Below are 24,151 nucleotides of genomic sequence, written 5' to 3'. Positions count from 1 at the left end.
AAGACGAAAGGTCATACCATGGACAACGCTTTCGACACGATCGCAACGGCGGCGCCGTTCGATACTGCAAAGCTCGATCGGCTGATGGATGAAGCGGGGCTCGACGTCCTGATCGTCACCTCGCGTCACAATGTGCAGTATCTGCTCGGTGGATATCGCTTCTTCTTCTTCGACGTCATGGAGGCAATCGGCACCAGCCGCTATCTGCCGGTGTTCGTCTATCAGAAGGGACACCCAGAAAATTCCGCCTACATCGGCAACCGCATGGAAAAGTTCGAGCACGCGCTCGGACGGATATGGACGCCGATTGTCAAGGCGGAGGCGTGGGGAACGATCGATGCGATCGGCCTCGTCATCGATCATGTGAGGAAGCTCGCTGGCTCCGCCAGGCGCATCGGCATCGAGGCAGGCTTCCTGCCGGCCGATGCCAGGGATCATCTGCATGCCGGCCTTGGCGACGTCGAGTTCCGCGAGGCCCATTTCTCGCTGGAACGTCTTCGTGCCGTAAAGTCTCCGGCCGAACTGGACCGCATCAGAGAGGCTTCCGAACGGGTCGTCGACGCGATGATGGCCACGTTCAAGTGCTGTGCACCGGGCATGACCAAGAACGACGTCGTGGCCCATCTGCGCCGCGAGGAGCAGGAGCGCGATCTGGTCTTCGAATATTGCCTGATTGCCGCGGGCAAGAGCCATAACCGCGCGCCTTCCAGCCAGCGTCTCGTGCAAGGCGACGTGATCTCGATCGATTCCGGCGGAAACTACCGGGGCTATATCGGCGATCTCAGCCGCATGGGCATCCTGGGTGAACCCGACAGCGAGCTGCGCGAGTTGCTGCAGGAAATCGAGGACATCCAGCAGGTGGCCCGCCGCGCGATCCGGCCGGGCGCCATGGGTGGCGACATCATCGCGGCGGGCGAGGCGGCCGTCAAAGCCTCGCCGCATCGCGCCGTGCTCGACTTCACCGCACACGGCATCGGGCTCGTCAGCCACGAAGCGCCGCGCCTGACTGCGACAGGTCCGGTGCCTTATTCGCCGTATGACGCCGACCGGCCGCTCGAACGCGGGATGGTGATCTCGATCGAGACCGCGCTGCTGCATCCAACGCGCGGCTACATCAAGCTCGAGGACACGCTGATCGTCTCCGAATCGGGCTGGGAAGCGCCCGGCGACCATGGCAGGGGGTGGAATTCGGCCCGTCCCATGGCCTGAAGCGGTCAGTGCAGGGCGGCATTTTGGCTAAGCCACGGATTCAGCCGCAGCGCTGGAGGCGTTTGGCAATATTCGGAATACTAGAAATGTACCCCTGAGTTGCCCGACGTGTCAAGTGGCTCGGTCGAGTCTGGCCGCCGCCGGCTACTGTGCATGGGGTTGTTTTCGATATTTTGGCAGCGGCGGTCTTTGCTTCACGCCAGCCTCCCCTCATGCGATGCTTCGAACTGGATGCAGCGGCGGCTCCGTGCCGTCCGCTCGCCGGGTCGGCGCCGACGATGGTAAGGTGCAACCGATATCGATTGCCTCCCCATCGACAGAAGCGACCCGATGACCGCTGCCGCCGACGCACTCCGTGACTACGCCCAAAGCATCCTGACCGCCCGTGTCTACGACGTGGCGGTCGAGACGCCGCTCGATCCGATGCCGCGGCTTTCGGAGCGATTGTCGCGTAACGTGTTGCTGAAGCGGGAAGACTTCCAGCCGATCTTCTCGTTCAAGCTTCGCGGCGCCTACAACAAGATCGTCAGGTTGCCGGACGCGCAGCGAAGACAGGGCGTGATCTGCGCGTCGGCCGGCAATCATGCGCAGGGCGTGGCGCTGTCGGCGCGCAAGCTCGGCATTCCAGCGACGATCGTGATGCCGAGGACGACGCCCGCCATCAAGGTCGAGGCCGTCCGGCGCTTGGGCGGTGACGTTGTCCTGCATGGCGATACGTTCGACGACGCGCAAGCCAAGGCCAGGGAGATCGAGGCTGCGCGTGGCTTGACCTTTGTGCATCCGTTCGACGATCCCGATGTGATCGCCGGCCAGGGAACGGTCGGGATGGAGATCCTGCGCCAGCATCCCGATCCGATCGAGGCGATCTTCGTGCCGATCGGCGGCGGCGGGCTGGCGGCCGGCGTGGCCGCTTTCGTGAAATTCCTCAACCCCTCGATCAAGGTCGTCGGCGTCGAGCCGGCGGACGCTGCGTCGATGGCGGCCGCGCTCGCCAAGGGCAACGTCGTCGCGCTGGATCAGGTCGGACTGTTCGCCGACGGCGTCGCCGTCCGCAAGGTGGGAACCGAGACCTTCCGGCTCTGCCGCGACCTGCTCGACGAGGTCGTCACGGTGGACACCGATGCCATGTGCGCCGCCATCAAGGATATCTTCGACGACGTGCGATCGGTTGCCGAACCGTCCGGCGCATTGGCGCTCGCCGGCCTCAAGGCCTACGCCGAGCGCGGCGCGCTCAGTGACGGAAGTCTGATTGCCGTCAACAGCGGGGCCAATCTGAATTTCGACCGGCTGCGTACCATTGCCGACCGCGCCGAGGTCGGCGAACATCGCGAGGCGCTGCTTGCCGTGACCGTGCCGGAGAAGCCGGGCAGCTATCGGCACTTCATCCGCATCCTCGGCTCGCGCGCGATCACGGAATTCAACTACCGCTTTGCCGAGACCACCGCGCCGGCGCAACTGTTCGTCGGCATCGCGCTGAGCCGCGGCGAGGCCGAGAAGCGGGAGGTCATGGAGCTGCTTCGGCGCGAAGGCTATCCGATCCTCGATTTGAGCGAGAACGAGATGGCCAAGGACCATGTGCGCTACATGGTGGGCGGTCGCGCTCCGCTGCTCAAGGACGAGGTCATCTACCGCTTCGAGTTTCCGGAGCGTCCGGGCGCGCTGCTGAAATTCCTCGAGAGCCTGGCGCCCGACTGGAATATTTCGCTGTTCCACTATCGCAATCACGGCGCCGACTATGGGCGCATCCTGGCGGGGATCGAGGTCAAGCCTCACGAGCGCGCTCGGTTCGTTCAGGCGCTGGATGCGCTCGGCTATCCCTACTGGAACGAGAGCGAAAATCCGGCCTATCGCCTGTTTCTTTCCGCCGAGAAGGGATGAAGCACCGAGTGGCTCTGTCGACCAGCGGTCAGCGATCGGCCGTCAATTGCTGGCGATAGCGCTCGGCGTCCCAATTCAGCAGCGCATGCTCGTTCTCTGCCGTCAGATAATTGACCCGTGCGGTCAGGGGCAGGCGGCAGGTGACCAGTGCGAGGCAGCTCAGCATGGCCTCCGCGCCGTCGCTCGCATCGTCGCGGATAAGGCTGCCGAGGTCGGGGACGAGGAGGGCAACCGGCGGCGGCAGTCCGTTCGCAGTGGTCTGTGCGATCATGGCGCTCAGCTTCTCGCGATGCTCCAGGACCGGCAGGCCCGGGCCAAGGAAGACGACATGATCGGGATACAACGAGCCGCTGGTCGCGATCGCGCGGCTGTAACGGTCGGTGGCAATGTCGTGGCCGCGAGGATCCCGCGGCAGGCGATAGTTGCTGCCGGCGCAGATCGTGCGGAGCGCGTCATGATCTGCCGAGGGCGCGCTGCGCTGCTCGAGGGCGAGACGTAGCTCGACATCGGCGACCAAAGCCTCCGCCGCGTCGCAGCTGGCTGCACCGACCACCAGGCCGTGATTGCCGAGGATCAGGACGTCCACCGTATCATCGGCGATCGCGTCGCTGACGGCGCGTGCGAGCGGCAGCCCCGGGTGATGATAGTCGAGGTAACGCCAGGCCAGTCCGTCCAGGCGCCGGGCAAATTCGTCGCGGGCGTCGGTGCGCACCGCCCATCCGATGGTGTTGACGGAATGGACGTGCAGCACGATCCGCTGCGGCATCAGCGCATGCAGCGAAGCCTCGATCGAGGCGCGCAGCGTCGTCCCGGCGTTCGGCGCCAGCGGCACGCGTTCGTCGCCATGCAGCAGCGCCGCGCGCGCGGCCGACAAGGCGACCGGCACGAAAATCTCCTTGTCCTCGGCATCGGCGAGCCAGGTCCCCGACGCCTTCACCCACAGCACGTCGCCATCCTTGACCGACGAATTGCCGCCGGCGCCTTGCACCAGCAGGATATTCCTGCCGACGCGTGCCGACATGCGGCGCAGTTCATCCAGCATTTGAGGCGGTCGCATCGGGGCTGTTCTCACCAGGTCAGATGGTCCATCGTCCAGTGCGGCATCCGCGCCGCTGTGCCGGCCACGGTCTGGATCGCCCGCGGCAGATCGCTTGCCTGCGCAAGCGTCGCGCGGTGGGCGCCGGAGCCGATCAGCAGGGTCAGCATGCCGGCGGTGCGTCCGCCGGCGATATCGTGATCGAGGGAGTCGCCGATGACGAGGATCCGGTCCGGCGGCGGCCGTCCCAATTGGTCGAGCGCGGCGGCAAACATCGGCGGATGCGGCTTGCCGACGAACAGCACGGTGCCGCCGAGCGAATGGTAGAATGCGGCGAGCGCGCCGGGCGCGGGGATCAGGCCCGCGACCCCGAACATCACGAGATCGGGATTGGCGCACAGCATCGGCAGTCGGCGTGCGGCAGCGGTTGCCAGCGGCTCACGCCATCGCTCGGGCTCGGCCGCATCATCGTCGAGACCGCCGAGCAGGATGAAATCGGCCTCGCGCATGTTCGAGACCACCACAAGGTCGGTGCCGTCGACGATCGAGCGGTCACCGTCGCGCGAGATCAGGAAGCAGGCCCGTCCGAGCTCGGCAAAGGGAGCCTGCTCGCGCGCATGCAGGCCGCGCCAGGTGACCTCGCCCGAGGACAACACGCCGTCATAGGCATCGGGCGGCAGGCCGAGCGTCGCGAGCCGCCGCTGGTTGCTGCCGGCGCGCTTGCCGGAATTGGACAGGATCAGGATCCGTTTGCCGGCTTCGCGCAGCCGCGCCACGCACTCCAGCGCCGCGGGGAACACCGCCAGCCCCTCATGCAGCGTGCCCCACTGGTCGAGCAGCACATGATCGAAGCGGTCGGCGATGGCGTGAAGGCCGGCGATCGCGGTCGCGTCGGCCTTCATGACGGGCCTCCGTTCAGCGCGAGCAGCGCGGCGCCGTAGCTTGCTTCGGTCTGCTCGGCGACCGAGACGGGAACGCCGAGAACGCGGTGCCGGATGCTGGTCCAGGCGTCGTTCTTCGCGCCGCCGCCGATGGCGATGACGCGGCGCAGGCGCGGCGCACCGAGCCGCGCCAGCTGGCGGTAGGCGAGGGCTTCCACCGAGGCGATGCCCTCGAGCAGACCCTGGAAGAAGCGGCAATCTTCCGCAGGACGCGGCGTGACCCGCGCGGCCAACGCTGGATCGGCGATCGGAAAGCGTTCGCCGGGTTTTGGCAGCGGATAGTAGTCGAGCCCGGTCGGCTGGTCCGGCGTCAGCTGCGGTGTCAGCCGCTCCATCTCGGCGGCGGTGAAATGCACCAGCAAAGCGGCGCCGCCGGAGTTCGAGGCGCCGCCGGCAAGCCAGCGCTCGCCGAGCCGGTGCGAATAGACGCCTTGGTCGGCCGCGAAGATCGGCTGGGTCGCAAGCTGCTTCACCACCAGCGTGGTGCCGAGCGAGGTGACGGCATCGCCCGGCTGGTCGGCGCGCGTCGCGATGAAGGCCGCAACGCCATCGGTGGTGCCGGCGGAGACCTGCGCCGTGAGCGGCAGTCCTAGCGACCGCGCGATCTGCGGATCCATCTCGGAAAATGGCGTGCCCGGCACCAGCACTTCGGGGAGCAGATCGTCGCGCACGCCGAGCTGTTCGAGCCAGGATGGCCAGGCGCGCGCGACCGGGTCGTAGCCGAGCTTCAGCGCGTTGTTCTCGTCGCTGATGCCATGATGGTTCGCGAGCCGGCCGGCGATCCAGTCCGCCTGGTGAACGGCGTGGCGCGCATCGCCGACATAGCCGTCATTCTGCAGATAGAGCAGCTTGGCGAGCGCGCTGCTCGCGCCATGCGCGCCGCTCTCGCGCGGAGCGACCGCCGCGACGCGCGTCGCCTCACGCGTGGCGCGGGCATCATTGTACATCAGCCCCGGCGAGCAGGGGCGGCCGGCGGCGTCGACCAGCAGCAGCGTGCCCGACGTACCGTCGACGACGATGCGCGTGACGTCGCCGAGAGCGACGGTCTCGCCGAGCTTGCGGATGGCCGCCGTCGCGGCTTGCCACCACAGCTCCGGTGTCTGGTCGATGGCGTTGCCGTCGACGCGCGGGGCAGCCAGCGCGACGGACGCAAAGCCGCGGATGGCGGCCTGCGCATCGATTGCACAAGCGCGCACGCCGCCGGTTCCGACGTCGATGCCGAGATACAGACCTCCCATGCGACCTCATCAGCTCTCTGGTGCGCGCGCGACGACATTGGTTGCGCTGCAGCACGTTTGGGGGATTGACGCCCCGTTCGGCCTCTGCAATTTTTTGCAGGACGTGAAGAAATTTGCAAGCGGACTTTTCCTGATATGGCACCCCCGCCCGACAGGCTGCCGGTGATCGACGGCGAGGCGTCGCTCGCGACGCGCGCAGCGTGGCTGTATTTCGCGGCGGGGCTCACCCAGTCCGAGGTCGCCGACCGCCTCAACATCCAGAGCACCAAGGCGCATCGCCTGATCGCCCGCGCCAGCCGCGAGGGCATGATTCGTGTGTTCGTCGAGGGACCGGTCGCCGAATGCGTCGCGCTGGAGAACGATCTCGCGCAGCGCTTCGGCCTCTCGTTCTGCCGCGTCGCGCCTGATCTCGGCGAGGGCGATCTGCCGCTGAAGGCGCTGGCGCTGGAAGGCGCGAGCTTCCTGCGCCAGATCCTGGAGCGCGGCCAGGACAAGGTGATCGGCTTCGGCCATGGCCGCACGCTCGCGGCGGTCGTGGAGCAGATGCCGCAGACGCCGGCGCGCGACGCGCGGTTCGTGTCGCTGCTCGGCGGACTGACGCGGAAATTTGCCGCCAATCCGTTCGATGTGATTCACAAGCTCGCCGAGCGCACCGGCGCGGAAGCCTATCTGCTGCCGGTGCCGGTGTTCGCCAATTCGGTCGCCGACCGCGCCGTGCTGATGCAGCAATTCGGCATCGCCGACGTTTTCGCGCTGGCGCGCAAGGCCTCGCTGCTGTTCGTCGGCATCGGCCAGGTCAGCCGTGACGGCTTCCTGGTGTCGAGCGGCATGATCAAGCCCGACGAGGTCGTCGAACTGAAGCGTGTCGGCGCCTGCGCCGACCTGCTCGGGCATTTCTTCAGCGCCGACGGAACGGTGCTGGACACCGATCTGTCGGCCCGCGCTACCTCCATGAGCATGCCCGACCTCAGGAAGCACCGGATCGTCGCCATCGCCGGCGGGCCGGCCAAGGTGACCGCGCTGCGCGGCGTGCTGCGCAGCGGCGTTCTGCACGGCCTCATCATCGACGAAGCGACCGCAAAGGCGCTCGCCACCGACAAGCCGGAGACCACATCCGGCAAGACAAGAAGCAAGACCCGGAAGGACACATAAAACAAAGCGTCAACAAGGAGAGGAAATACATGTTCGATCGCGAGAAGAATCTGTTCGACTCCTACGCTGCCAAACGCATCAGCCGCCGCGATCTCCTGGACGGCGCCGCCAAGCTCGGCATCGCGGGGATCGCCGCCAACGCCGCTTTCGCCTCCTCGATGTCGAAGGCGATGGCCGCCGACTTCAACTGGAAGGCCCAGAGCGGCAAGAGCGTCAAGCTGCTGCTCAACAAGCACCCCTATGTCGACGCGATGATCGGCGACATCGAGGCGTTCAAGACGCTCACCGGCATGAACGTCACCTACGACATCTTCCCGGAGGACGTCTATTTCGACAAGGTGACGGCGGCGCTGTCGTCGAAGTCGGACCAGTACGATGCCTTCATGACCGGCGCCTACATGACCTGGACCTATGGTCCGGCGGGCTGGATCGAAGACCTCAACACCTACATCAAGGATCCCGCCAAGACCAATCCGGCCTTCGCCTGGGACGACGTGCTGCCGGGCCTGCGCGCCTCGACCGCGTGGGACGGCGTCGCCGGCTCCGAGCTCGGCTCGGGCAAGGCCAAGCAGTGGTGCATCCCCTGGGGCTATGAGCTGAACAACATCACCTACAACCGCAACGTCTTCGACAAGGTGGGCGTCAAACCGCCGAAGAATCTCGACGAGATGCTGGAGGTCGCGGCCAAGATCACCAAGGACGCCGGCGGTCCCTACGGCGTCGGCGTGCGCGGCTCGCGCTCCTGGGCGACCATCCATCCCGGTTTCCTGTCGGCCTATTCGAACTTCGGCCAGAAGGATTTCGTGATGGAGGGCGGCAAGCTGAAGGCCGCGATGAACACCAAGGCCTCGAAGGATTTCCACGACAAATGGGTCAAGATGATCCAGACCTCGGGCCCGAAAAACTGGTCGACCTACACTTGGTACCAGGTCGGCACCGATCTCGGCGCCGGCGCCTCGGGCATGATCTTCGACGCCGACATCCTCGGCTACTTCATGAACGGCGGCGACAACAAGGAGAAGGGGCATCTTGGCTATGCGCCGTTCGCGGCCAATCCGGCCGCCAAGGCGCCGACCCCGAACGTCTGGATCTGGTCGCTCGCGATGTCGAGCTTCTCCAAGCAGAAGGAGGCGGCCTGGCTGTTCATGCAGTGGGCGGCGTCCGTCGAGCACGATCTGTTCGGGGCGCGCAAGATGGACTTCGTCAATCCGGTGCGTGCATCGGTGTGGAAGGACAGCGAATTCCGCGACCGCATCGCGAAATCCTATCCCGGCTATCTCGAGCAGCACGACATGTCGTCGCCCGGCGCCAAGATCTACTTCACGGCGCAGCCGCTGTTCTTCGACCTGACGACGGAATGGGCCGCTTCGCTGCAGAAGATGGTGGCCAAGGAGGTCAGCGTCGACGAAGGGCTCGACAAGCTCGCCGACAGCATCAACCGCCAGCTCAGGCAGGCCGGTCTCGGCTGACGGATCAACTGTGCGGTGCCTGATCCCCCGCACCGCACCCATCCGCCGGCTCGGACCCTTGTCCCATCCGAGCCGGCGGCGTTTGCCAGCCGAACGCGATCTCTTATCATCATGAGCATGGTCCAACTCCTCCAGACGAACGCGCAGGCAGCGCCGGCCAAACCAAGGCCGCGCGTGCGCCTCTTGCCCTATCTGCTCAGCCTGCCGGCGCTGCTCGTCTGCGTGGCGATCCTGGTTCCGTTCGTGACCGCGGCGGTCTACTCGCTGCAGCGCTACCGGCTGAACCTGCCTCATCTGCGCGGCTTCATCGGCGTCGGAAACTACATCGACTTCCTGTCCGACCCGGCGTTCTGGAATACGTTCCGCGTCTCGATCACCTATACTGTGGTCACGGTCGTGCTCGAGCTGCTGCTCGGTCTTGGCATCGCGCTGCTGCTGCGCCGGCCGACCCGCTTCCACAACGCGGTGTCGATCATGCTGCTGCTGCCGCTGATGACGGCGCCGGCGATCGCCGCGCTGATGTGGAAGCTGATGACCAATCCGAGCTTCGGCATCCTGTCCTATCTGGTCGGCCTGTTCGGCGTCACCGATTTCAAATGGGCCTCCGATCCATCGAGTGCGCTGTTCACGGTCGTGCTGGTCGATGTCTGGGTCTACACGCCCTTCATCATGATCCTGCTGCTGGCGGGGCTGCGCTCGCTGCCGCGGCAGCCGTTCGAAGCCGCTGCACTCGACGGCGTGCCGGCGAGCTTCGTGTTCTTCCGCATCACGCTGCCGATGCTGGCGCCCTACATCATCACGGCGTCGCTGTTCCGGCTGCTCGATTCGATCCAGCAGTTCGACATCATCTATGCGATGACGCAGGGCGGGCCGGGTGACCGGCTGATGGTATTCCAGGTGCAGGCCTATCTGGAATTCTTCCAGTACACCAATGTCGGCAGATCGGCGGCGCTGTTGATGATCCTCTGGCTGATCACCAACATCCTGTCGAATATCTTCATCAAGAACTGGCTGCGGTTGCGCGAGCGTGCGCACGGCCACGCGTGACGGGGAGGGGCGCGATGGAACATTCCAGCCTTGCCGGTCGCATCTTCCGCGGCGTGGCGCTCGCGCTGATCCTGATTTTCTTCATGTTTCCGATCGTCTGGATCTTCCTGATGTCGTTCCAGACCAACGAGCAGATCCTGCGGATCCCGCCGCGGATCCTGTTCGAGCCGACGCTTGCCAATTACGAGGCGCTGATCTCCGGCCAGCTGCGCACCGCGGCCGGCAATCTGCAGATCTCCTTCATGCGCAACCTCTTCAACAGCGTCGTGCTGTCGAGCGCGGCGGTGCTGCTGGCGCTGCTGCTCGGCGTGCCGGCGGCCTACGCCTTTGCGCGCTTCAAATTCCGCCTCGGCGAGAGCATCGCCTTCACGCTGCTGTCGTTCCGCTTTGCGCCGCCGCTGCTCGTGCTGCTGCCGCTGTCGCTGTACTACCAGGAGCTCGGACTGAACGACACCTATTTCGGGATCGTCTGGGTCTATCAGTTGATCGCGCTGCCGCTGATCCTGTGGATCGTGCGCGGCTATTTCGAGGATATCAGCCCTGATATCGAGCATGCCTACCGACTGGCCGGGCATTCCTGGCGCGAGGCCTTCACCAGGATCGCGGTGCCGCTGGCGGGGCCGGGGATCGCCGCGGCGGGGCTGCTGTCGTTCATCTTCTGCTGGAACAATTTCGTCTTCGCGCTGATCCTGGCCTCCGCCGACAAGCAGCCGGTGACGGTCGGCGCGCTCGCCTTCGTCACCGCGTCAGGTATTCAGTACGGCCAGATCGCGGCGGCGATCGTGCTGTCGGTGACGCCGACCCTGTTGCTCGCGCTCTATGCACAGCGCTACCTGGTCGAGGGTCTCTCGCTCGGCGCGGTGAAAGGCTGATCCAATGGCGCGTCTCGAGATCAACTCGGTGAGCAAGGCATTCGGTGCGGCACGGCCCGCCGACGGATTGTCGCTGGCGGTCGAGCCAGGCGAGATCGTGGCGGTGTTCGGACCGTCCGGCAGCGGCAAGACCGTGCTGCTGCGCATGATCGCGGGCATGTTCGAGCCCGACGACGGCGACATCCTGGTCGGCGGCCGCTCGGTCGTCGGTGCTCCGCCCGAGCGGCGCGGGATCGGCATGGCATTCCAGAACTTTGCCTTGTTCCCGCACATGACCGCCCGCGACAATATCGCAAGCGGCCTGCGCGCCAGGGCCGGCGGCGGCGATGTCGCCGGCCGCGTTGCCGCGATCAGCAGGCTGCTCAAGATCGAGCACGTGCTCGGTCACGCGCCGCGCGAATTGTCGAACGGACAGAAGCAGCGCACGGCGCTGGCGCGGGCGCTGATCGGCAATCCGGATGTGCTGCTGCTGGATGATCCGCTGCGCAATGTCGACGCCAAGCTGCGCTACGAGATGCGGCTCGAGCTGCCGAACCTGCTGCGGCGTGGCACCGCCGCCGTGCTCTACGTCACCCAGGACTATCGCGAGGCGATGGCGATCGCCGACCGCATCGCGGTCTTGATCGACGGCCGGCTCGCGCAGGTCGCGACGCCTGCCGATATCTATGCCCAGCCCGCATCGGTCGCGGTCGCGCGATTGTTCGGCGATCCGACCATCAACCTCGCCGAGGTATCTCCAGTGGCGGAGCACGGCATGCTGTCGGCCGCGGTTGCCGGCGCCAGGATGCGGCTCGGCGCGGCCGATGGCGCAGCACCTGCCGGTGCATGTTGGCTGGGAGTCCGGCCCGAGGATCTCGTGGTTTCGTCTGCATCCACCGACGACGCTGTCCCGGCGCGCATTCTCGCGATCACGCCGATGCACGAGAAGGCGGTGCTGCTGCTCCGTCTTGCCGACGGAACGGAATGGCTGGCGGCGCTGCCGCCGGATGCCCCGCGAGGCGCGGCTGACGATGCCGTTTTCGTCCGCTTCGCGCCCGACGCCGCGATGCTGTTCGATCGCGCCACCGGGCTGCGGATCGGGGCGTCGCACCGGCTCAAGGCGGCATAGGAGCGGATGGTCATGGACATGCTCGAGCTTCGGGGCATCGACAAGGTCTATCGCAGCCGCGGCAAAGAGCCGGTGCATGCGGTGCGCGCGCTCGACATGGCGGTCGAGAAGGGCGAGATCGTCGCACTGCTGGGATCGTCGGGCTGCGGTAAGACCTCGACCTTGCGCATGATCGCAGGCTTCGAGGACGTCTCCGCCGGATCGATCGCGCTCGGCGGGCGGCGGATCCACGAGCTGCCGCCGGCGCGGCGCAAGGTCGCGATGGCCTTCGAGGGCTACTCGCTCTATCCGCCGCTCACGGTCCGCGAGAACATCGCCTTTGCATTGAAATCCGCCCAGCTGCCGCGCGCGGAGGTAACGCGCCGCGTCGACGAGATCGCCCGCCTGGTCGAGATCGAGGACATCCTCGACAGCTATCCGCGCGCGATCTCAGGCGGCCAGCAGCAGCGCGTGTCGCTGGCGCGGGCGCTGGTGCGCGACGCCGATCTCTATCTGCTCGATGAGCCGATGGGGCAGCTCGAACCGCAGCTGCGCGCGGTGCTGCGCGGCCGGATCAAGAGCCTGCTTGCCGAGCGCGGCATGACCGCGATCTTCGTCACCCACGACCAGACCGAAGCGAGTGCGCTGGCCGACCGCATCGCTGTCATGGAAGGCGGCCTGCTGCAGCAGTTCGCCAGCGAGAAGGAGCTGAAGGGCCGACCGGCCAATCTGTTCGTTGCAAGCTTCATCGGCGAGCCGCCGATGAACCTGCTCGACGCCGAGGTGACGCGGTCCGATGGCGGCTTCCGTCTGTCGGTCGGAACCGACATGGGTTTCGATATCGCCGGCGCCGGACTCGACGTTGAGGCGGCGAAGACGCTCGCGGCCACGCCGCAGGTGCGGATCGGCATTCGTCCGCAGAAGATCGTGGTCGGGACCGGTGACGTCAGGGTCAAGGTCGTCTCCAACCAGTGGCTGGGCGATCAATCGCATGTCGCCGGCGATTGCGGTGGCCGCATGCTGATCGCGGTCATACCGGGCCGTGTCGCCGCGCGGCCGGGAGAGATCATCTCGTTTGCGCTGGAGCCGCGTCACCTGCACATCTTTGGCAGCGACGGAACCTACATTCGCCATGCGGAGGGAGCGTGACGATGACCGCTTCGGCCAGCCGCGACGTTATCATCGGCATTGACGCCGGCACTTCCCTGATCAAGGCGGTGGCGTTCACGCTGACCGGCGAGCAACTCGCAGATGTCTCGCGGCCGAATGCGTACAGCAGCCTGGCCGGCGGCCATGTCGAGCAGGACATGGCGCAGACCTGGCGCGATACGGTCGCGGTCATTCGTGCGCTGGCGAAGTCCGTGCCTGACCTGTCGGCGCGGATCGCGGCCGTCGCGGTGACCGGGCAGGGCGACGGCACCTGGCTGATCGATGACGACGGCCGGCCGGTCGCGTCGGCGCTGCTGTGGCTCGACTCGCGCGCCGGGCGGCTGGTCGAGGCGATTCGCGGCAGCGAGCACAACGCGATCCTTTACCGTCGAACCGGCTCCGGGCTCAATGCCTGCCAGCAAGGGCCGCAACTGGCGTGGCTGCAGGCCCACATGCCCGACACGATCGCCGGCGCGACCACGGCCTTCCACTGCAAGGACTGGCTTTATTTCCTGCTCACCGGTGAACGCGCAACCGATCCGTCGGAAGCCACGTTCTCCTGCGGCGATTTCCGCAAGCGAGCATTCGACGCAGAGACCGCGCGGTTGATCGGTATCGCCGACCTGACGCGCCTGTTCCCGCCGGTCGTTGACGGCGCGGTCATGACGCATCCGCTGACCGCGGCCGCCGCCATCGAGATCGGCCTGCCGGAAGGTGTGCCGGTCTGCCTCGGCTATGTGGACGTGATCTGCAATGCGCTCGGCGCCGGGCTCTACGATCCGTCACCCGATGTCGGCTGCACCATCATCGGCTCGACCGGCATGCATATGCGGCTGGTGCCGAGCGCCGACGCGGTGACGCTGAACCGGGAGGCAACCGGCTACACCATGCCGTTCCCGGTGCCGGGTCATTATGCCCAGATGCAGTCCAACATGGCGGCGACGCTGAATATCGATTGGATGCTCGATCTCGCCTGCGACATGCTGGCGGCGGAAGGCGTGACGCGCACGCGCGCCGAGCTGATCCGCCGCCTCGACGATCAGGTGCTGCGGGCGAGGCCCGGCGAGGTGCTGTTCCATCCGTTCATTTCCGATGCCGGCGAGCGCGGTCCGTTCGTCGCGCATGAGGCCAGCGCGCAATTCTTCGGCTTGCGGTCGCGCCACCGCTATGGCGACTTGATGCGCGGCGTGATGGAGGGCCTGGCCTTCGCCGCACGGGATTGTTACGCGGCGATGGGGTCGCTGCCGCGCGACGTCAGGATCACGGGCGGCGCGGCGAAGAGCCGTGCGCTTGCCGCCATCCTCGGGGCCGCATTGGATTGCGACGTCCGCATCTGCAGCCGCGCCGAAGCCGGCGCCGCAGGCGCTGCGATGATCGCGGCGGTCGCGGTCGATGCCTATCCCGACATGCGCGCCTGTGCCGAGCAGTGGGTCGCGCCGCATCTAAGTGCGCCGCAATCGCCGGACGCTGCGCTGGCGAAGCGCTATGCCAGCATCTTCCCGACCTATCTCGAGGCAAGGCTGGCGTCGCGGCCGGTCTGGAAGCAACTCGCCGCGCTGCGCGCCGGAGGCGATCATGTCTAAGTCCATCGCCATCGTCGGTGACCGCTTCATGCTGCCCTCGGTGTTCGCCGAGCACATCCGGTCAGCCTGCGGCGATGGCGTCGACATTCGCACCCTGGAGCAGCCCTGGCCGGACGAGCCGATGGAGCACGGTTACGCTGGCTCGAAGCTCGACGGTCTGAAGGAATTCATGGGGCAGCCCGACGAGATCATCGGCTTCATCGGCGATGCCGAGCTGCTCGTCACCCATCTGGCGCCGATCTCGCGGTCGATGCTGGAGCGGTTGCCGAAGCTGAAGTTCATCGCGGTGTCGCGCGGCGGCCCGGTCAACATCGACATGCAGGCGGCGCGCGACCACAACGTGCTGGTGGTCAATACGCCCGGCCGCAATGCGGGTGCGGTCGCGGAGTTCACCATCGGCGCCATTCTGGCCGAGACGCGCCTGATCCGCAGCGGTCACGAGGCGCTGCGAGGCGGGGAATGGCGCGGCGATCTCTATCGCGCCGACCGTACCGGGCGCGAGCTCGGCGAGATGACGGTCGGCATTGTCGGCTACGGCGCGATCGGCAGCCGCGTGGTCAAGCTGCTGAAGGCCTTCGGCTGCAAGATCCTGGTCGCCGACCCCTATGTCCAGCTCAGCGCCCAGGACCGCAATGACGGCGTCGAGCATGTCGCGCTCGGCGAATTGCTCGGCCGCGCCGACGTCGTCACGCTGCACGCCCGGGTGACGCCGGAGACCACCCGTTTCATCGGGCGCGAGGCTCTGGCGCGGATCAAGCCGGGCGCGTTCCTGATCAACACCGCGCGCGGTCCGCTGGTCGACTACGAAGCGCTGCATGATGCGCTGGCATCGGGGCATCTCGGCGGCGCCATGCTCGACACCTTCGCGGTCGAGCCGGTTCCGGCGGACTGGCCGCTGCTGCGACTTCCCAACGTCACGCTGACGCCGCACATCGCCGGCGCCTCCGTGCGTACCGTCACCGTGGCCGCCGGACAGGCGGCCGAAGAGGTTCGTCGCTTCCTGGCCGGCGAGCCGCCACGCAATCCGTGCTGAAGAGAAAGGCAGTTCGTATGACCCGTGAGGAACGACAGTTGCGCGAGGCGATCATCGCCAAGTGCCGGTGGATGAATGCGTCGGGTCTCAACCAGGGGACATCGGGCAACATCTCCGCCCGCTACAAGGACCGGATGCTGATCACGCCGTCGGCGACCCCCTACGATTCGATGAAGCCGGACATGATCGCCTCGATGCCGCTCGAGGGCGACTATGGTGCGTGGGAGGGGCCGCTGCAGCCGTCCACCGAATGGCGCTTCCATCTCGACATCACGCGCGCCCGGCCCGATGTCGGCGCCATCGTCCATACTCACTCGACTTACGCGACCGTGCTCGCGATCGCGCGCAAGCCGATCCCGGCCTGCCATTACATGATGGCGGCGTTCGGCGGCACCGAAATCCGCTGCGCCGGCTATGCGCGCTACGGCACCAAGGAATTGTCCGATCATGCGATTGCGGCGCTCGAAGGCCGCAATGGCTGCCTGCTCGCCAATCACGGCATGATCGCGCTCGGCGCCAATCTCGACAAGGCGATGTGGCTCGCGGTCGAGCTCGAGACCATCGCGCGTCAGTACTACCTCTCGCTGGCGCTCGATTCGCGCGTCATCCTGACCGACGAGGAGATTGCCGACACCGCGAAGGGGTTCTCCACTTACGGTCTGCAGGCGCCGAAGCCGAACAAGGCCCGCGCGACCGCAAAGGCGGCGCCGCGCCGCGCCGAGAAACGGCGCAGCAGCAAGCGATGACGGGCACTGCGCCGGTCGCAGGTACGGATCACGGGCTGGTCGATATCGCCATCATCGGTGGCGGCATCAACGGTGCCGGCATCGCCCGCGACGCCGCCGGCCGCGGCTTGAAGGTGCTGCTCTGCGAGAAGAATGATTTCGCCGAGGGCACCTCGTCGCGCTCGGGCAAGCTGATCCATGGCGGACTGCGCTATCTCGAATATTACGAGTTCCGCCTGGTGCGCGAGGCGCTGATCGAGCGCGAGGTGCTGCTCGCGTCGGCGCCGCATATCATCTGGCCGATGCGCTTCGTGCTGCCGCATTCGCCGGAGCAACGGCCGGCGTGGCTGGTCCGCACCGGCCTGTTGCTCTACGACCATCTCGGTGGCCGCAAGCAACTGCCGGCGAGCCGCAGCCTGGATCTGTCGTGCGCTCCGGAGGGCGCGCCGCTGCGTCGGGAGTTCCGGCGAGGCTTCGAATATTCGGACTGCTGGGTCGATGACAGCAGGCTGGTGATCCTCAATTTGATCGATGCCGCGCAGAACGGCGCCTGCATCCTGCCGCGCACGCGGGCGGTGCGCGCACGCCGCGACGGCGGGACCTGGCTGCTCGAAATGCACGGCGACGACGGCACAACGCAGGTCGTGCGGTCGCGCGCGCTGGTCAACGCCGCCGGGCCGTGGGTTCAGGATGTCATCCAGGGCGTGGCGGGCCTGAACTCGGCCCAGAGCGTACGGCTGGTCAAGGGCAGCCATATCGTGGTGCCGAAATTCTGGAGCGGGCCGCAGGCCTATCTGCTGCAGAACAGCGATCGCCGGGTGATCTTCGTCAATCCCTATGAGGGCGATCTCGCCTTGATCGGCACCACGGACATTCCCTATCACGGCCGCGCCGAGGACGTCGCGATCGGCGAGGACGAGACCGATTACCTGTTGCAGATCTTGCGCCGCTATTTCCGAACGCCGCCGCAGGCCGGCGAGATCGTGCATGCGTTCTCCGGGGTCCGGCCGCTCTACGACGACAACGCCGACAATCCGTCGGCCGTGACGCGCGACTATGTGTTCGAGGTTCATGGCGCGCAGGATGTGCCGCCGCTGCTGTCGATCTTCGGCGGCAAGATCACGACCTACCGCCGGCTGGCGGAGCAGGCGCTGCAGCGCCTCGCGCCGTGGTTTCCGAAGCTGTCGTCGGCCTGGACCGCGGATCGGCCGCTGCCGGGCGGCGACATCGGCGGCAGCTTCGATGAGTTCGCAAATCGGCTGGCACGCGACTATCCCGATTTGCCGCGAACGCTCATCCATCACTATGCCCGTCTCTATGGGACGCGCGCGCGCCAACTGCTGGGTCCGGTCCGCCGCGCCGTAGACCTCGGCCGTCATTTCGGCGGTGAGTTCTATGAATGCGAAGCGGTGTATCTCCGCAAGAATGAGTGGGCGAGGCGGCCTGCCGACTTCCTGGACCGGCGCACCAAGCACGGCTTGCACTTGACGCCCGCGCAGCGGGTCGCGTTCGAGAGCTACCTCTAGGACGCGATTTGCGTCCAGGTGCGTCACGCAATCGTTTTCAAATACAGGCTCGGATCGAAATATTTGCTTGCCGGGGTAAAGTCCTTGATGCCGGCATTGGCCATGAAGAAGTCGGTCGATTGCTGCAGCCAGTTGGTGACCGTGCCGTCGGAATACATCCGCTTCCAGTCCCGCGACGAGAACATCTTCTGCGCCTTGAACGATTCGTCGATGTCGGCCATCGGCGTCTGGCTGTAATGGCCCTTCTGCAGCTTTTCCATCGCTTCGGTACTGTTCGCGATGATGTAGTCATTGGCATCGGCCCAGCCACGGATCAGCTTCGCCAGCGTTTCCTTGTTGGGCTCGTAATAGTCGTTGGCCGCGGCCCAGCCGCCGATGATCGCGGCCTTTGGATAATAGGCTGAGGCGTCGGCGAGCTTGACCGCGCCCGGCACCTTGTCGCGAACCGTCACGTTGAAAGGCACCCAGAGCGCGACGGCAGGCACCGCCCCTGAAATGAAGGCGGTTACGGCGGCCGGCATGGTCTGGTTGACGAGCTCGACCTGTTTGGGATCGACCTTGTTCGCGCGCAGCGCGGTGTCCAGGAACACATGCGCGGTGGTGCCGGTCGCAGTTGCGATCCGCTTGCCCTTCAGGTCCTCGAATGACTTGATGCCCTGATCGCCGCGCACCCAGAGCTGTGCGGTCGCGACCTCGATGTCGTTGATGAGGAAGACCTTGCCCTGGCCGCGGGCGGGGAAGTTCGAGAGCACGGCGCCCGTCGCCAGCACGTCGAGGCTGCCGCCGATCAGCGCCTGGAAGATTTCGAGGCCGGTATTGAACTGCCGCAGCTCGAGATCCAGTCCCTGCTTTTCGAAGGAACCGCGGTCCATGCCGGTCCAGATCTGGCCGTCGACGGCAACGGTGTGCAGATAGCCGACACGAACTTTTGTTTTTGCCTGAGCAATCGCAGGGGCTGCGGCGGTGAAGGACCCCAGGGCAAGCCCGGCCGTCGTGGTCAGAAATTGTCGCCGATCCATAGGTCGTCCTCCGCTGTGTTGTTATTCCGAGAATGAGACCGGACGCATCTGCGCCTGCTGGGCGCGATACTCGTCCATCACCAGATGCTTGATATAGCTTCGCAGCTCGCCGAATTCGGGCCGTTCCTGGATCGATTCATCGCGTGGATAGGCGAACGGCACCTCGATGATCTGCCTGATCCGCGCCGGCCGCGCGGTCACCACCACGATACGGGACGCGAGATAGATCGCCTCCTCCACGGAGTGGGTGATCAGCATGACCGTCTTGCCTTCGGTCTGGAGCACCTTGAGCAGCAGGTTCTGCATGTTGGAACGGGTCTGGGCGTCGAGCGCACCGAACGGCTCGTCCATCAGCAGGAACTGCGGCTTGACCGCGTAAGCCCGCGCGATCGCGAGCCGCTGACGCATGCCGCCGGACAAATGCTTCGGATAGGAGTTGGCGAAGTCGGACAGCCCCATCAGGCCGAGATAGTGATCGCAGATCGAATCGCGCTCACCGGCCGCGACGTGATTGGCTCGGAGCGTCAGGCCGAAAGCGATGTTCTGTTTCACCGTCAGCCACGGGAAGACGCCATATTCCTGGAAGATGACGCCGCGCTCGGGACCGGGACCCGTGACGGGCTGCCCGTCGAACAGCACGCTTCCGGTCGTCGGCTTCTGGAAGCCCGCGAGCATGCTCATCATCGTGGTCTTGCCGCAGCCTGAAGGGCCGATCACCGCGATGAAATCGCCATCGTTGATATCGTAGCTGACATCCTCGACGACGTTGAGGCGTCCCTTCGGGGTCTCGAAGGCAAGCGAAACCTTGTCGAACTGTGCACGCGTGGTCATGCGATGGCCCGATCCTGCCAGACCAGCAACCGGGCGGTGATCTTGCGCAGGATCATGTCCATGATCAGCGCGATCAGGCCGATGCAGATGATGCCGACATAGATGACGTCGAGCAGGAAGTAGGTCGATGCATTCTGGATCATGGCGCCAAGCCCACGCTGGGCCGCGATCAGTTCGGATGCCACCAGCGTCGCCCAGGCCACGCCAAGCGCGACCCGCAGCGCGGTGAGGATGTGCGGAACGGTGAGGGGAATGATCACCTTGCGGAAGATTTCCGCCTGATTGGCGCCGAGCGTCTGCGCCACGCGGATATAGAGCGGGGTGATCTGCGAGACCCCCTCATACATGACGATCACGCCGGAGAAGAACGAGGCGTAGAACAGGATGACGAGCTTTGCGAGCTCGTCGACGCCGAAATAGACGATGACGAGCGGGATCAGCGCGATCGGCGGCAGCGCGCGGAAGAAGTTGATCATAGGGTCGGCGAAGGTGCGGGCCGGGCGATACCATCCGAGCAGAAAGCCGACCGGCACCGCGACCAGAATTCCAAGCGAGACGCCGAAAAAGACGCGCCTGGTCGAGGCGAAGATGTCGATCAGGAGGCCTTCCTTGGTGAGAAGCTCGACGAACTTCGCGGCGACCTGGTGCGGGGCGGGGATCAGCGATGCGTTGACGAAGCCGCTCCAGCGCACGGCATACCAGAGCAGGATCGCACCGACCCACGGTATCAACCCGAGACCAAAGCGTCTCACGCCAGCTCCGTCCATTCGACGCGTCCACCCAGATTGCAGTTGATGTTTGCCCAAGTCATATTATAAATAGGATGACCATACAAGCGCCGCTTTGGTCGTAGGCGCCGCAGGTTTCCGCGCATGACACCGCCGCCTTTCACCATCCGGAGCGTCCAGGCCTTTGGCTTTCGCTATCCTCTGACGACACCGGTCATCACCTCGTTCGGGCGGATGGGGGACCGGCCTGCCGTGTTCGTTCGGGTCGAGGACACGGACGGTTACGTGGGCTGGGGCGAGGTCTGGTGCAACTTTCCGGCGCCGGGCGCCGAGCATCGTATTCGGCTGGTCAATGAGGTCCTGGCACCGGCGCTTGTCGGATTGAGGGCAAGCGAACCTGGTGCCGCATTCGAGCGACTGACGCAGGGAACTTCGGTGCTCGCGTTGCAATCCGGCGAAGCGGGCCCATTCGCGCAATCGATCGCCGGCATCGATCTCGCCGTCTGGGATCTCCATGCGCGCCGCCGGAACGTTGCGTTGTGGAAATTGCTCGGCGGATCGCGGAGCCGGATCAAGGTCTATGCCAGCGGTATCAATCCGGTCGGATCGGAGCGAGCGGCGGAAGCGGCGCTCGGCCGCGGCTATCGCGCCTTGAAGCTGAAGATCGGCTTCGATCCGGCAGACGACCGGGCCAACCTCGCCGCGCTGCGCGACCTCGTCGGCAATGGCATGCTTGCGGCCGATGTCAACCAGGGTTGGACCATCGCGCAGGCGCTCGAGCGTGCGCCGCAGCTCGAGCCGTTCGGCCTTGCCTGGCTCGAGGAGCCGATCCGCGCGGACCGTCCGCGGCAGGAATGGAAGCAGCTGCACGAGACGATCCGTTTTCCGCTCGCGGCCGGTGAGAACATCGCGAGCTACGCCGGCTTTGCCGAGGTGCTGAGCGAGCCGGTTCTCGGTGTCGTCCAGCCTGACATCGCCAAGTGGGGCGGGCTTTCGGCTTGCGCCGGCATCGCCCGCGACATCCTGACGTCAGGCAAGATGTTCTGTCCGCACTATCTCGGCGCCGGCATCGGCCTGTTGGCGTCGGCGCATCTGCTGGCGGGCGTCGGCGGCGAGGGATTGCTGGAGGTCGACAGCAACGAGAACCCGCTGCGGGATCAATTCTGCGGCCCCGTGCTTCACGTCAGCGATGGAATGATCGAGCTCGGCGACGAGGCGGGTCTCGGCATTGCGCCCGATCTTGCCTCGATCGAACAATACCGGACCGCGTGATGTCGGGGCTTGGCTACGATTACATCATCGTCGGTGCGGGGTCGGCCGGCTGTGTGGTCGCAAACAGACTGTCGGCCGATCCTGCCTGCCGCGTGTTGTTGCTCGAAGCCGGCGGATCGGACCGGAATTTCTGGCTCAAGCTGCCGGTCGGGTATTACCGGACCATCTACGACGAGCGCTTCTCGCGCCTGTTCAAGACCGAGCCGTCGGAAGGAAGCGGCGGCCGCGCCATCGTCTGGCCGCGTGGCCGCGTGCTCGGCGGATCGTCGTCGATCAACGGCCTGATCTTCATCCGCGGCCAGCACGAGGATTTTGACGACTGGGAACGTCTCGGCGCCGACGGCTGGAACTATCGCGACGTCCTGTCCTATTTCCGGCGCTACGAGCGCTATCGCGGCGGCGAGAGCCAGTTTCACGGCGGCCTCGGTGAGTTCGAGGTCTCCGACCTCCGGAACGACAACCCGGCGTCGAGGGCCTGGGTAGAGGCGGGCGTGCAGTTCGGCCTGCCGCGCAATCCCGACTTCAACGGCGCGACGACGCTTGGCGTCGGTGCCTATCAGCTTGGCATCGGGCGGCATTGGCGGACCAGCTCGGCATCCGCCTTTCTTCGACCGATTGCCGACCGGCGCAACCTGACCATCATCACGCATGCGCAGGTGAGCAAAGTCACTTTCAACGGCCGCGTCGCGACCGGCGTCGAGTGGATCAGCAAAGGGCAGGTTCATCGCGCGACAGCCGATCGCGAGGTGATCCTGTCGGGCGGCGCGCTGCAATCGCCGCAGATCCTCCAGCTTTCCGGGATCGGTCCGGCCGACCTGCTTCGCAAGCACGGCATTGCCGTCGTCACCGACTCGCCCGAAGTCGGCTCCAATCTGCAGGACCACTACCAGGCGCGGCTGATCGTGCGCCTGAAGGAGCGGATCTCGCTCAATGACCAGGTCCGCCATCCTGTCGAACTCGCGAAGATGGGGTTGCAATGGATGCTGGCCGGGCGAGGGCCGTTGACGGTGGGGGCGGGACAGGTGGGCGGAGCGGCCTGTACCGAATATGCGGTCGGCGGCCGTCCCGACGTGCAGTTCAACGTGATGCCGCTCTCCGTCGACAAGCCCGGCGAACCCCTCCACAGCTATTCCGGCTTCACGGCCTCGGTCTGGCAATGCCACGGCCGGTCGCGCGGACAGCTCGCGATCCGCTCGGCCGATCCGTTCGAGCAGCCGCTGATCGCGCCCAATTATTTCGCCGAGGAGATCGACCGCAAGACCATTGTTGCCGGCCTGAAGATCTTGCGCGAGATCTATCAGCAAAAGGCGTTCCGCCCGCTCTGGGACGTCGAAATGGTGCCGGGCGAGGCCGCAAGTAACGATGCCGGGCTGTGGGAGTTTGCGCGCAACACCGGCGGCACGGTGTTTCACTGCGTGGGCACCTGCCGCATGGGCAGCGACGAGCGGGCAGTACTCGATCCGCAGCTGCGGGTGCGCGGCGTCGAGCGGCTGCGCGTGATCGACGCCTCGGTGATGCCGCAGATCACCTCGGCCAACACCAATGCGACCAGCCTGATGATCGGGGAACGCGGTGCAGCCCTTGTCATGCCGTGATTGGGCCGCTTGATTTCCGGAGGGCGAGATGGAATTGAGTTCCGACAGTCACGTCCCCAAATACGCGCAGATTGCCGATATCTTTCGCCAGCGGATTGCGCGCGGCGTCTGGAGTCAAGGTTTTCGCCTGCCGGCCAACGAGGATCTGGCGGCCGAGTTCGGCGTCTCGCGCGTTACCATCAGGCAGGCCGTCGAACTGCTCGCCCGCGACGGTGTCATCGAGGCGCAGCAGGGCCGCGGCACCTTCGTCACCGGGACTGTGCGACAGGACCGCTGGCTCAAGGTCGAGACCACACTGTCCGATCTCGCGGACATGTACCGCGACACCTCGCCGGAGATCATCAACATCTCGGAAAGCCGGAGCGATGCGCCGTTGCTTCCCGAAGACGGCAAGCCGGCCGAGAAATATGTCTTCATGCGCCGTCTGCACTCGCGCCAGAAGCAGCCTTATTGCGTCATTTCCATCTATCTCGATGAGAAGATCTTTCGCAGGTCTCCCAAGCGCTTTCGCAACGAGACGGTGATCCCGATCCTCAACGATCTCAGGGATCCGGCGATCGCCAGCGCCCGCCAGACATTGACCATCGGAACCGCGGACATCGAGGCGGCGCGGCTGCTGCGCGTGCCTTTGAATTCGCCGGTCGCCGAAGTCCGCCGTGTCTTCACGGCGAGCGATCGCACCGTGATCTATCTCGGTGAAGTCACCTATCGCGGCGATTTTGTGCGGATCGATATGGATCTAAGGCCATAGCGCGCAAGTA

At 65.8% G+C, this 24,151-nt stretch carries 21 protein-coding genes; 15 read left to right on the top strand and 6 right to left on the bottom strand.

The genetic code is table 11. The features are described 5' to 3' along the window. Window positions 1-18 precede the first annotated feature (18 nt). The gene (locus ACVI1L_RS02845; protein ID WP_456782238.1) at window positions 19-1,209 is read left to right on the top strand and encodes a M24 family metallopeptidase; all 1,191 of its coding nucleotides are present in this window, start codon (window positions 19-21) and stop codon (window positions 1,207-1,209) included. 330 nt (window positions 1,210-1,539) lie between these two features. Next, window positions 1,540-3,087, top strand: a complete 1,548-nt coding sequence (gene ilvA, locus ACVI1L_RS02840) for a threonine ammonia-lyase, biosynthetic (protein ID WP_456782237.1) — start codon at window positions 1,540-1,542, stop codon at window positions 3,085-3,087. Window positions 3,088-3,115: 28 nt separating this feature from the next. Here the strand turns inward: ilvA and ACVI1L_RS02835 are convergent, their stop codons facing one another. Genes ACVI1L_RS02835 through ACVI1L_RS02825 form a run of 3 tightly spaced genes read right to left on the bottom strand, consistent with a single transcriptional unit; the run spans window position 3,116 to window position 6,302 of the window. Beyond that, a complete protein-coding gene (locus ACVI1L_RS02835; RefSeq protein WP_057021041.1) occupies window positions 3,116-4,144 on the bottom strand; it encodes a class II aldolase/adducin family protein in 1,029 nt (342 codons plus the stop codon). An 11-nt stretch (window positions 4,145-4,155) separates the two neighbouring features. Further along, on the bottom strand, window positions 4,156-5,025 hold the full coding sequence (locus tag ACVI1L_RS02830) for a TIGR01459 family HAD-type hydrolase (protein ID WP_456782236.1): 870 nt from the start codon (window positions 5,023-5,025) through the stop codon (window positions 4,156-4,158). Beyond that, a complete protein-coding gene (locus tag ACVI1L_RS02825; RefSeq protein WP_456782235.1) occupies window positions 5,022-6,302 on the bottom strand; it encodes an FGGY-family carbohydrate kinase in 1,281 nt (426 codons plus the stop codon). The genes ACVI1L_RS02830 and ACVI1L_RS02825 overlap by 4 nt, the downstream gene beginning before the upstream one ends. Window positions 6,303-6,437: 135 nt before the next feature. Here ACVI1L_RS02825 and ACVI1L_RS02820 point away from each other — a divergent pair, with 135 nt between their 5' ends. From ACVI1L_RS02820 to ACVI1L_RS02775, 10 genes are all read left to right on the top strand, one after another. Next, complete coding sequence (locus tag ACVI1L_RS02820; protein WP_456782234.1) at window positions 6,438-7,454, top strand: sugar-binding transcriptional regulator; 1,017 nt, start codon at window positions 6,438-6,440, stop codon at window positions 7,452-7,454. A gap of 29 nt (window positions 7,455-7,483) precedes the next feature. After that, complete coding sequence (locus ACVI1L_RS02815) at window positions 7,484-8,923, top strand: extracellular solute-binding protein (RefSeq protein ID WP_456782233.1); 1,440 nt, start codon at window positions 7,484-7,486, stop codon at window positions 8,921-8,923. 117 nt (window positions 8,924-9,040) lie between these two features. After that, window positions 9,041-9,970 carry a carbohydrate ABC transporter permease gene (locus ACVI1L_RS02810; protein WP_194295301.1) on the top strand — a complete coding sequence of 310 codons (930 nt, stop codon included), beginning with the start codon at window positions 9,041-9,043 and terminating at the stop codon, window positions 9,968-9,970. 14 nt (window positions 9,971-9,984) lie between these two features. Further along, entirely contained in the window at window positions 9,985-10,842 is an 858-nt protein-coding gene (locus tag ACVI1L_RS02805; RefSeq protein ID WP_057021036.1) for a carbohydrate ABC transporter permease, read from the top strand. Between the two features lie 4 nt (window positions 10,843-10,846). Beyond that, window positions 10,847-11,950 carry an ABC transporter ATP-binding protein gene (locus ACVI1L_RS02800; RefSeq protein ID WP_456782232.1) on the top strand — a complete coding sequence of 368 codons (1,104 nt, stop codon included), beginning with the start codon at window positions 10,847-10,849 and terminating at the stop codon, window positions 11,948-11,950. Window positions 11,951-11,962: 12 nt separating this feature from the next. Continuing rightward, on the top strand, window positions 11,963-13,078 hold the full coding sequence (locus tag ACVI1L_RS02795) for an ABC transporter ATP-binding protein (RefSeq protein WP_456782231.1): 1,116 nt from the start codon (window positions 11,963-11,965) through the stop codon (window positions 13,076-13,078). Window positions 13,079-13,080: 2 nt separating this feature from the next. Beyond that, window positions 13,081-14,661 carry an FGGY family carbohydrate kinase gene (locus tag ACVI1L_RS02790; RefSeq protein WP_456782230.1) on the top strand — a complete coding sequence of 527 codons (1,581 nt, stop codon included), beginning with the start codon at window positions 13,081-13,083 and terminating at the stop codon, window positions 14,659-14,661. Beyond that, window positions 14,654-15,694: a 2-hydroxyacid dehydrogenase gene (locus ACVI1L_RS02785; protein WP_229190537.1), complete on the top strand. Its 1,041-nt coding sequence runs from the start codon at window positions 14,654-14,656 to the stop codon at window positions 15,692-15,694. Before ACVI1L_RS02790 ends, ACVI1L_RS02785 begins: the two co-directional genes overlap by 8 nt. A 17-nt stretch (window positions 15,695-15,711) precedes the next feature. Further along, complete coding sequence (locus ACVI1L_RS02780) at window positions 15,712-16,440, top strand: class II aldolase/adducin family protein (RefSeq protein WP_057021032.1); 729 nt, start codon at window positions 15,712-15,714, stop codon at window positions 16,438-16,440. Beyond that, a complete protein-coding gene (locus ACVI1L_RS02775; protein ID WP_316396308.1) occupies window positions 16,437-17,945 on the top strand; it encodes a glycerol-3-phosphate dehydrogenase in 1,509 nt (502 codons plus the stop codon). Before ACVI1L_RS02780 ends, ACVI1L_RS02775 begins: the two co-directional genes overlap by 4 nt. A gap of 23 nt (window positions 17,946-17,968) precedes the next feature. Here ACVI1L_RS02775 and ACVI1L_RS02770 read toward each other — a convergent pair whose 3' ends face one another. From ACVI1L_RS02770 to ACVI1L_RS02760, 3 genes are read right to left on the bottom strand one after another with little or no spacing between them, the layout of a single operon-like run. Next, on the bottom strand, window positions 17,969-18,964 hold the full coding sequence (locus ACVI1L_RS02770) for an ABC transporter substrate-binding protein (protein WP_028335663.1): 996 nt from the start codon (window positions 18,962-18,964) through the stop codon (window positions 17,969-17,971). Between the two features lie 21 nt (window positions 18,965-18,985). Further along, window positions 18,986-19,795 (bottom strand): ABC transporter ATP-binding protein, encoded by an 810-nt coding sequence (locus ACVI1L_RS02765; protein WP_456782229.1) that lies wholly within the window; start codon window positions 19,793-19,795, stop codon window positions 18,986-18,988. Continuing rightward, complete coding sequence (locus ACVI1L_RS02760; RefSeq protein WP_225163506.1) at window positions 19,792-20,547, bottom strand: ABC transporter permease; 756 nt, start codon at window positions 20,545-20,547, stop codon at window positions 19,792-19,794. The genes ACVI1L_RS02765 and ACVI1L_RS02760 overlap by 4 nt, the downstream gene beginning before the upstream one ends. 120 nt (window positions 20,548-20,667) lie before the next feature. Here ACVI1L_RS02760 and ACVI1L_RS02755 point away from each other — a divergent pair, with 120 nt between their 5' ends. The 3 genes from ACVI1L_RS02755 to ACVI1L_RS02745 are packed head-to-tail and all read left to right on the top strand — an operon-like array spanning window position 20,668 to window position 24,141. Then, window positions 20,668-21,795 carry a mandelate racemase/muconate lactonizing enzyme family protein gene (locus ACVI1L_RS02755; RefSeq protein ID WP_456782228.1) on the top strand — a complete coding sequence of 376 codons (1,128 nt, stop codon included), beginning with the start codon at window positions 20,668-20,670 and terminating at the stop codon, window positions 21,793-21,795. Continuing rightward, a complete protein-coding gene (locus tag ACVI1L_RS02750) occupies window positions 21,795-23,390 on the top strand; it encodes a GMC family oxidoreductase (protein ID WP_456782227.1) in 1,596 nt (531 codons plus the stop codon). Before ACVI1L_RS02755 ends, ACVI1L_RS02750 begins: the two co-directional genes overlap by 1 nt. 28 nt (window positions 23,391-23,418) lie before the next feature. Further along, a complete protein-coding gene (locus ACVI1L_RS02745) occupies window positions 23,419-24,141 on the top strand; it encodes a GntR family transcriptional regulator (protein ID WP_028335658.1) in 723 nt (240 codons plus the stop codon). Window positions 24,142-24,151: the final 10 nt, after the last annotated feature.

Source organism: Bradyrhizobium sp. USDA 4516 (assembly GCF_054055915.1).
The sequence above is the reverse complement of the archived record's forward strand: the minus strand, read 5'-3'. Positions and strand labels throughout refer to the sequence as shown.

Excerpts from the sequence above, each read along its gene's own strand:
- ACVI1L_RS02845 (WP_456782238.1), top strand. The coding sequence starts at position 19 with ATGGACAACGCTTTCGACACGATCGCAACGGCGGCGCCGTTCGATACT.
- ilvA (WP_456782237.1), top strand. The coding sequence starts at position 1,540 with ATGACCGCTGCCGCCGACGCACTCCGTGACTACGCCCAAAGCATCCTG.
- ACVI1L_RS02835 (WP_057021041.1), bottom strand. The coding sequence starts at position 4,144 with ATGCGACCGCCTCAAATGCTGGATGAACTGCGCCGCATGTCGGCACGC.
- ACVI1L_RS02830 (WP_456782236.1), bottom strand. The coding sequence starts at position 5,025 with ATGAAGGCCGACGCGACCGCGATCGCCGGCCTTCACGCCATCGCCGAC.
- ACVI1L_RS02825 (WP_456782235.1), bottom strand. The coding sequence starts at position 6,302 with ATGGGAGGTCTGTATCTCGGCATCGACGTCGGAACCGGCGGCGTGCGC.
- ACVI1L_RS02820 (WP_456782234.1), top strand. The coding sequence starts at position 6,438 with ATGGCACCCCCGCCCGACAGGCTGCCGGTGATCGACGGCGAGGCGTCG.
- ACVI1L_RS02815 (WP_456782233.1), top strand. The coding sequence starts at position 7,484 with ATGTTCGATCGCGAGAAGAATCTGTTCGACTCCTACGCTGCCAAACGC.
- ACVI1L_RS02810 (WP_194295301.1), top strand. The coding sequence starts at position 9,041 with ATGGTCCAACTCCTCCAGACGAACGCGCAGGCAGCGCCGGCCAAACCA.
- ACVI1L_RS02805 (WP_057021036.1), top strand. The coding sequence starts at position 9,985 with ATGGAACATTCCAGCCTTGCCGGTCGCATCTTCCGCGGCGTGGCGCTC.
- ACVI1L_RS02800 (WP_456782232.1), top strand. The coding sequence starts at position 10,847 with ATGGCGCGTCTCGAGATCAACTCGGTGAGCAAGGCATTCGGTGCGGCA.
- ACVI1L_RS02795 (WP_456782231.1), top strand. The coding sequence starts at position 11,963 with ATGGACATGCTCGAGCTTCGGGGCATCGACAAGGTCTATCGCAGCCGC.
- ACVI1L_RS02790 (WP_456782230.1), top strand. The coding sequence starts at position 13,081 with ATGACCGCTTCGGCCAGCCGCGACGTTATCATCGGCATTGACGCCGGC.
- ACVI1L_RS02785 (WP_229190537.1), top strand. The coding sequence starts at position 14,654 with ATGTCTAAGTCCATCGCCATCGTCGGTGACCGCTTCATGCTGCCCTCG.
- ACVI1L_RS02780 (WP_057021032.1), top strand. The coding sequence starts at position 15,712 with ATGACCCGTGAGGAACGACAGTTGCGCGAGGCGATCATCGCCAAGTGC.
- ACVI1L_RS02775 (WP_316396308.1), top strand. The coding sequence starts at position 16,437 with ATGACGGGCACTGCGCCGGTCGCAGGTACGGATCACGGGCTGGTCGAT.
- ACVI1L_RS02770 (WP_028335663.1), bottom strand. The coding sequence starts at position 18,964 with ATGGATCGGCGACAATTTCTGACCACGACGGCCGGGCTTGCCCTGGGG.
- ACVI1L_RS02765 (WP_456782229.1), bottom strand. The coding sequence starts at position 19,795 with ATGACCACGCGTGCACAGTTCGACAAGGTTTCGCTTGCCTTCGAGACC.
- ACVI1L_RS02755 (WP_456782228.1), top strand. The coding sequence starts at position 20,668 with ATGACACCGCCGCCTTTCACCATCCGGAGCGTCCAGGCCTTTGGCTTT.
- ACVI1L_RS02750 (WP_456782227.1), top strand. The coding sequence starts at position 21,795 with ATGTCGGGGCTTGGCTACGATTACATCATCGTCGGTGCGGGGTCGGCC.
- ACVI1L_RS02745 (WP_028335658.1), top strand. The coding sequence starts at position 23,419 with ATGGAATTGAGTTCCGACAGTCACGTCCCCAAATACGCGCAGATTGCC.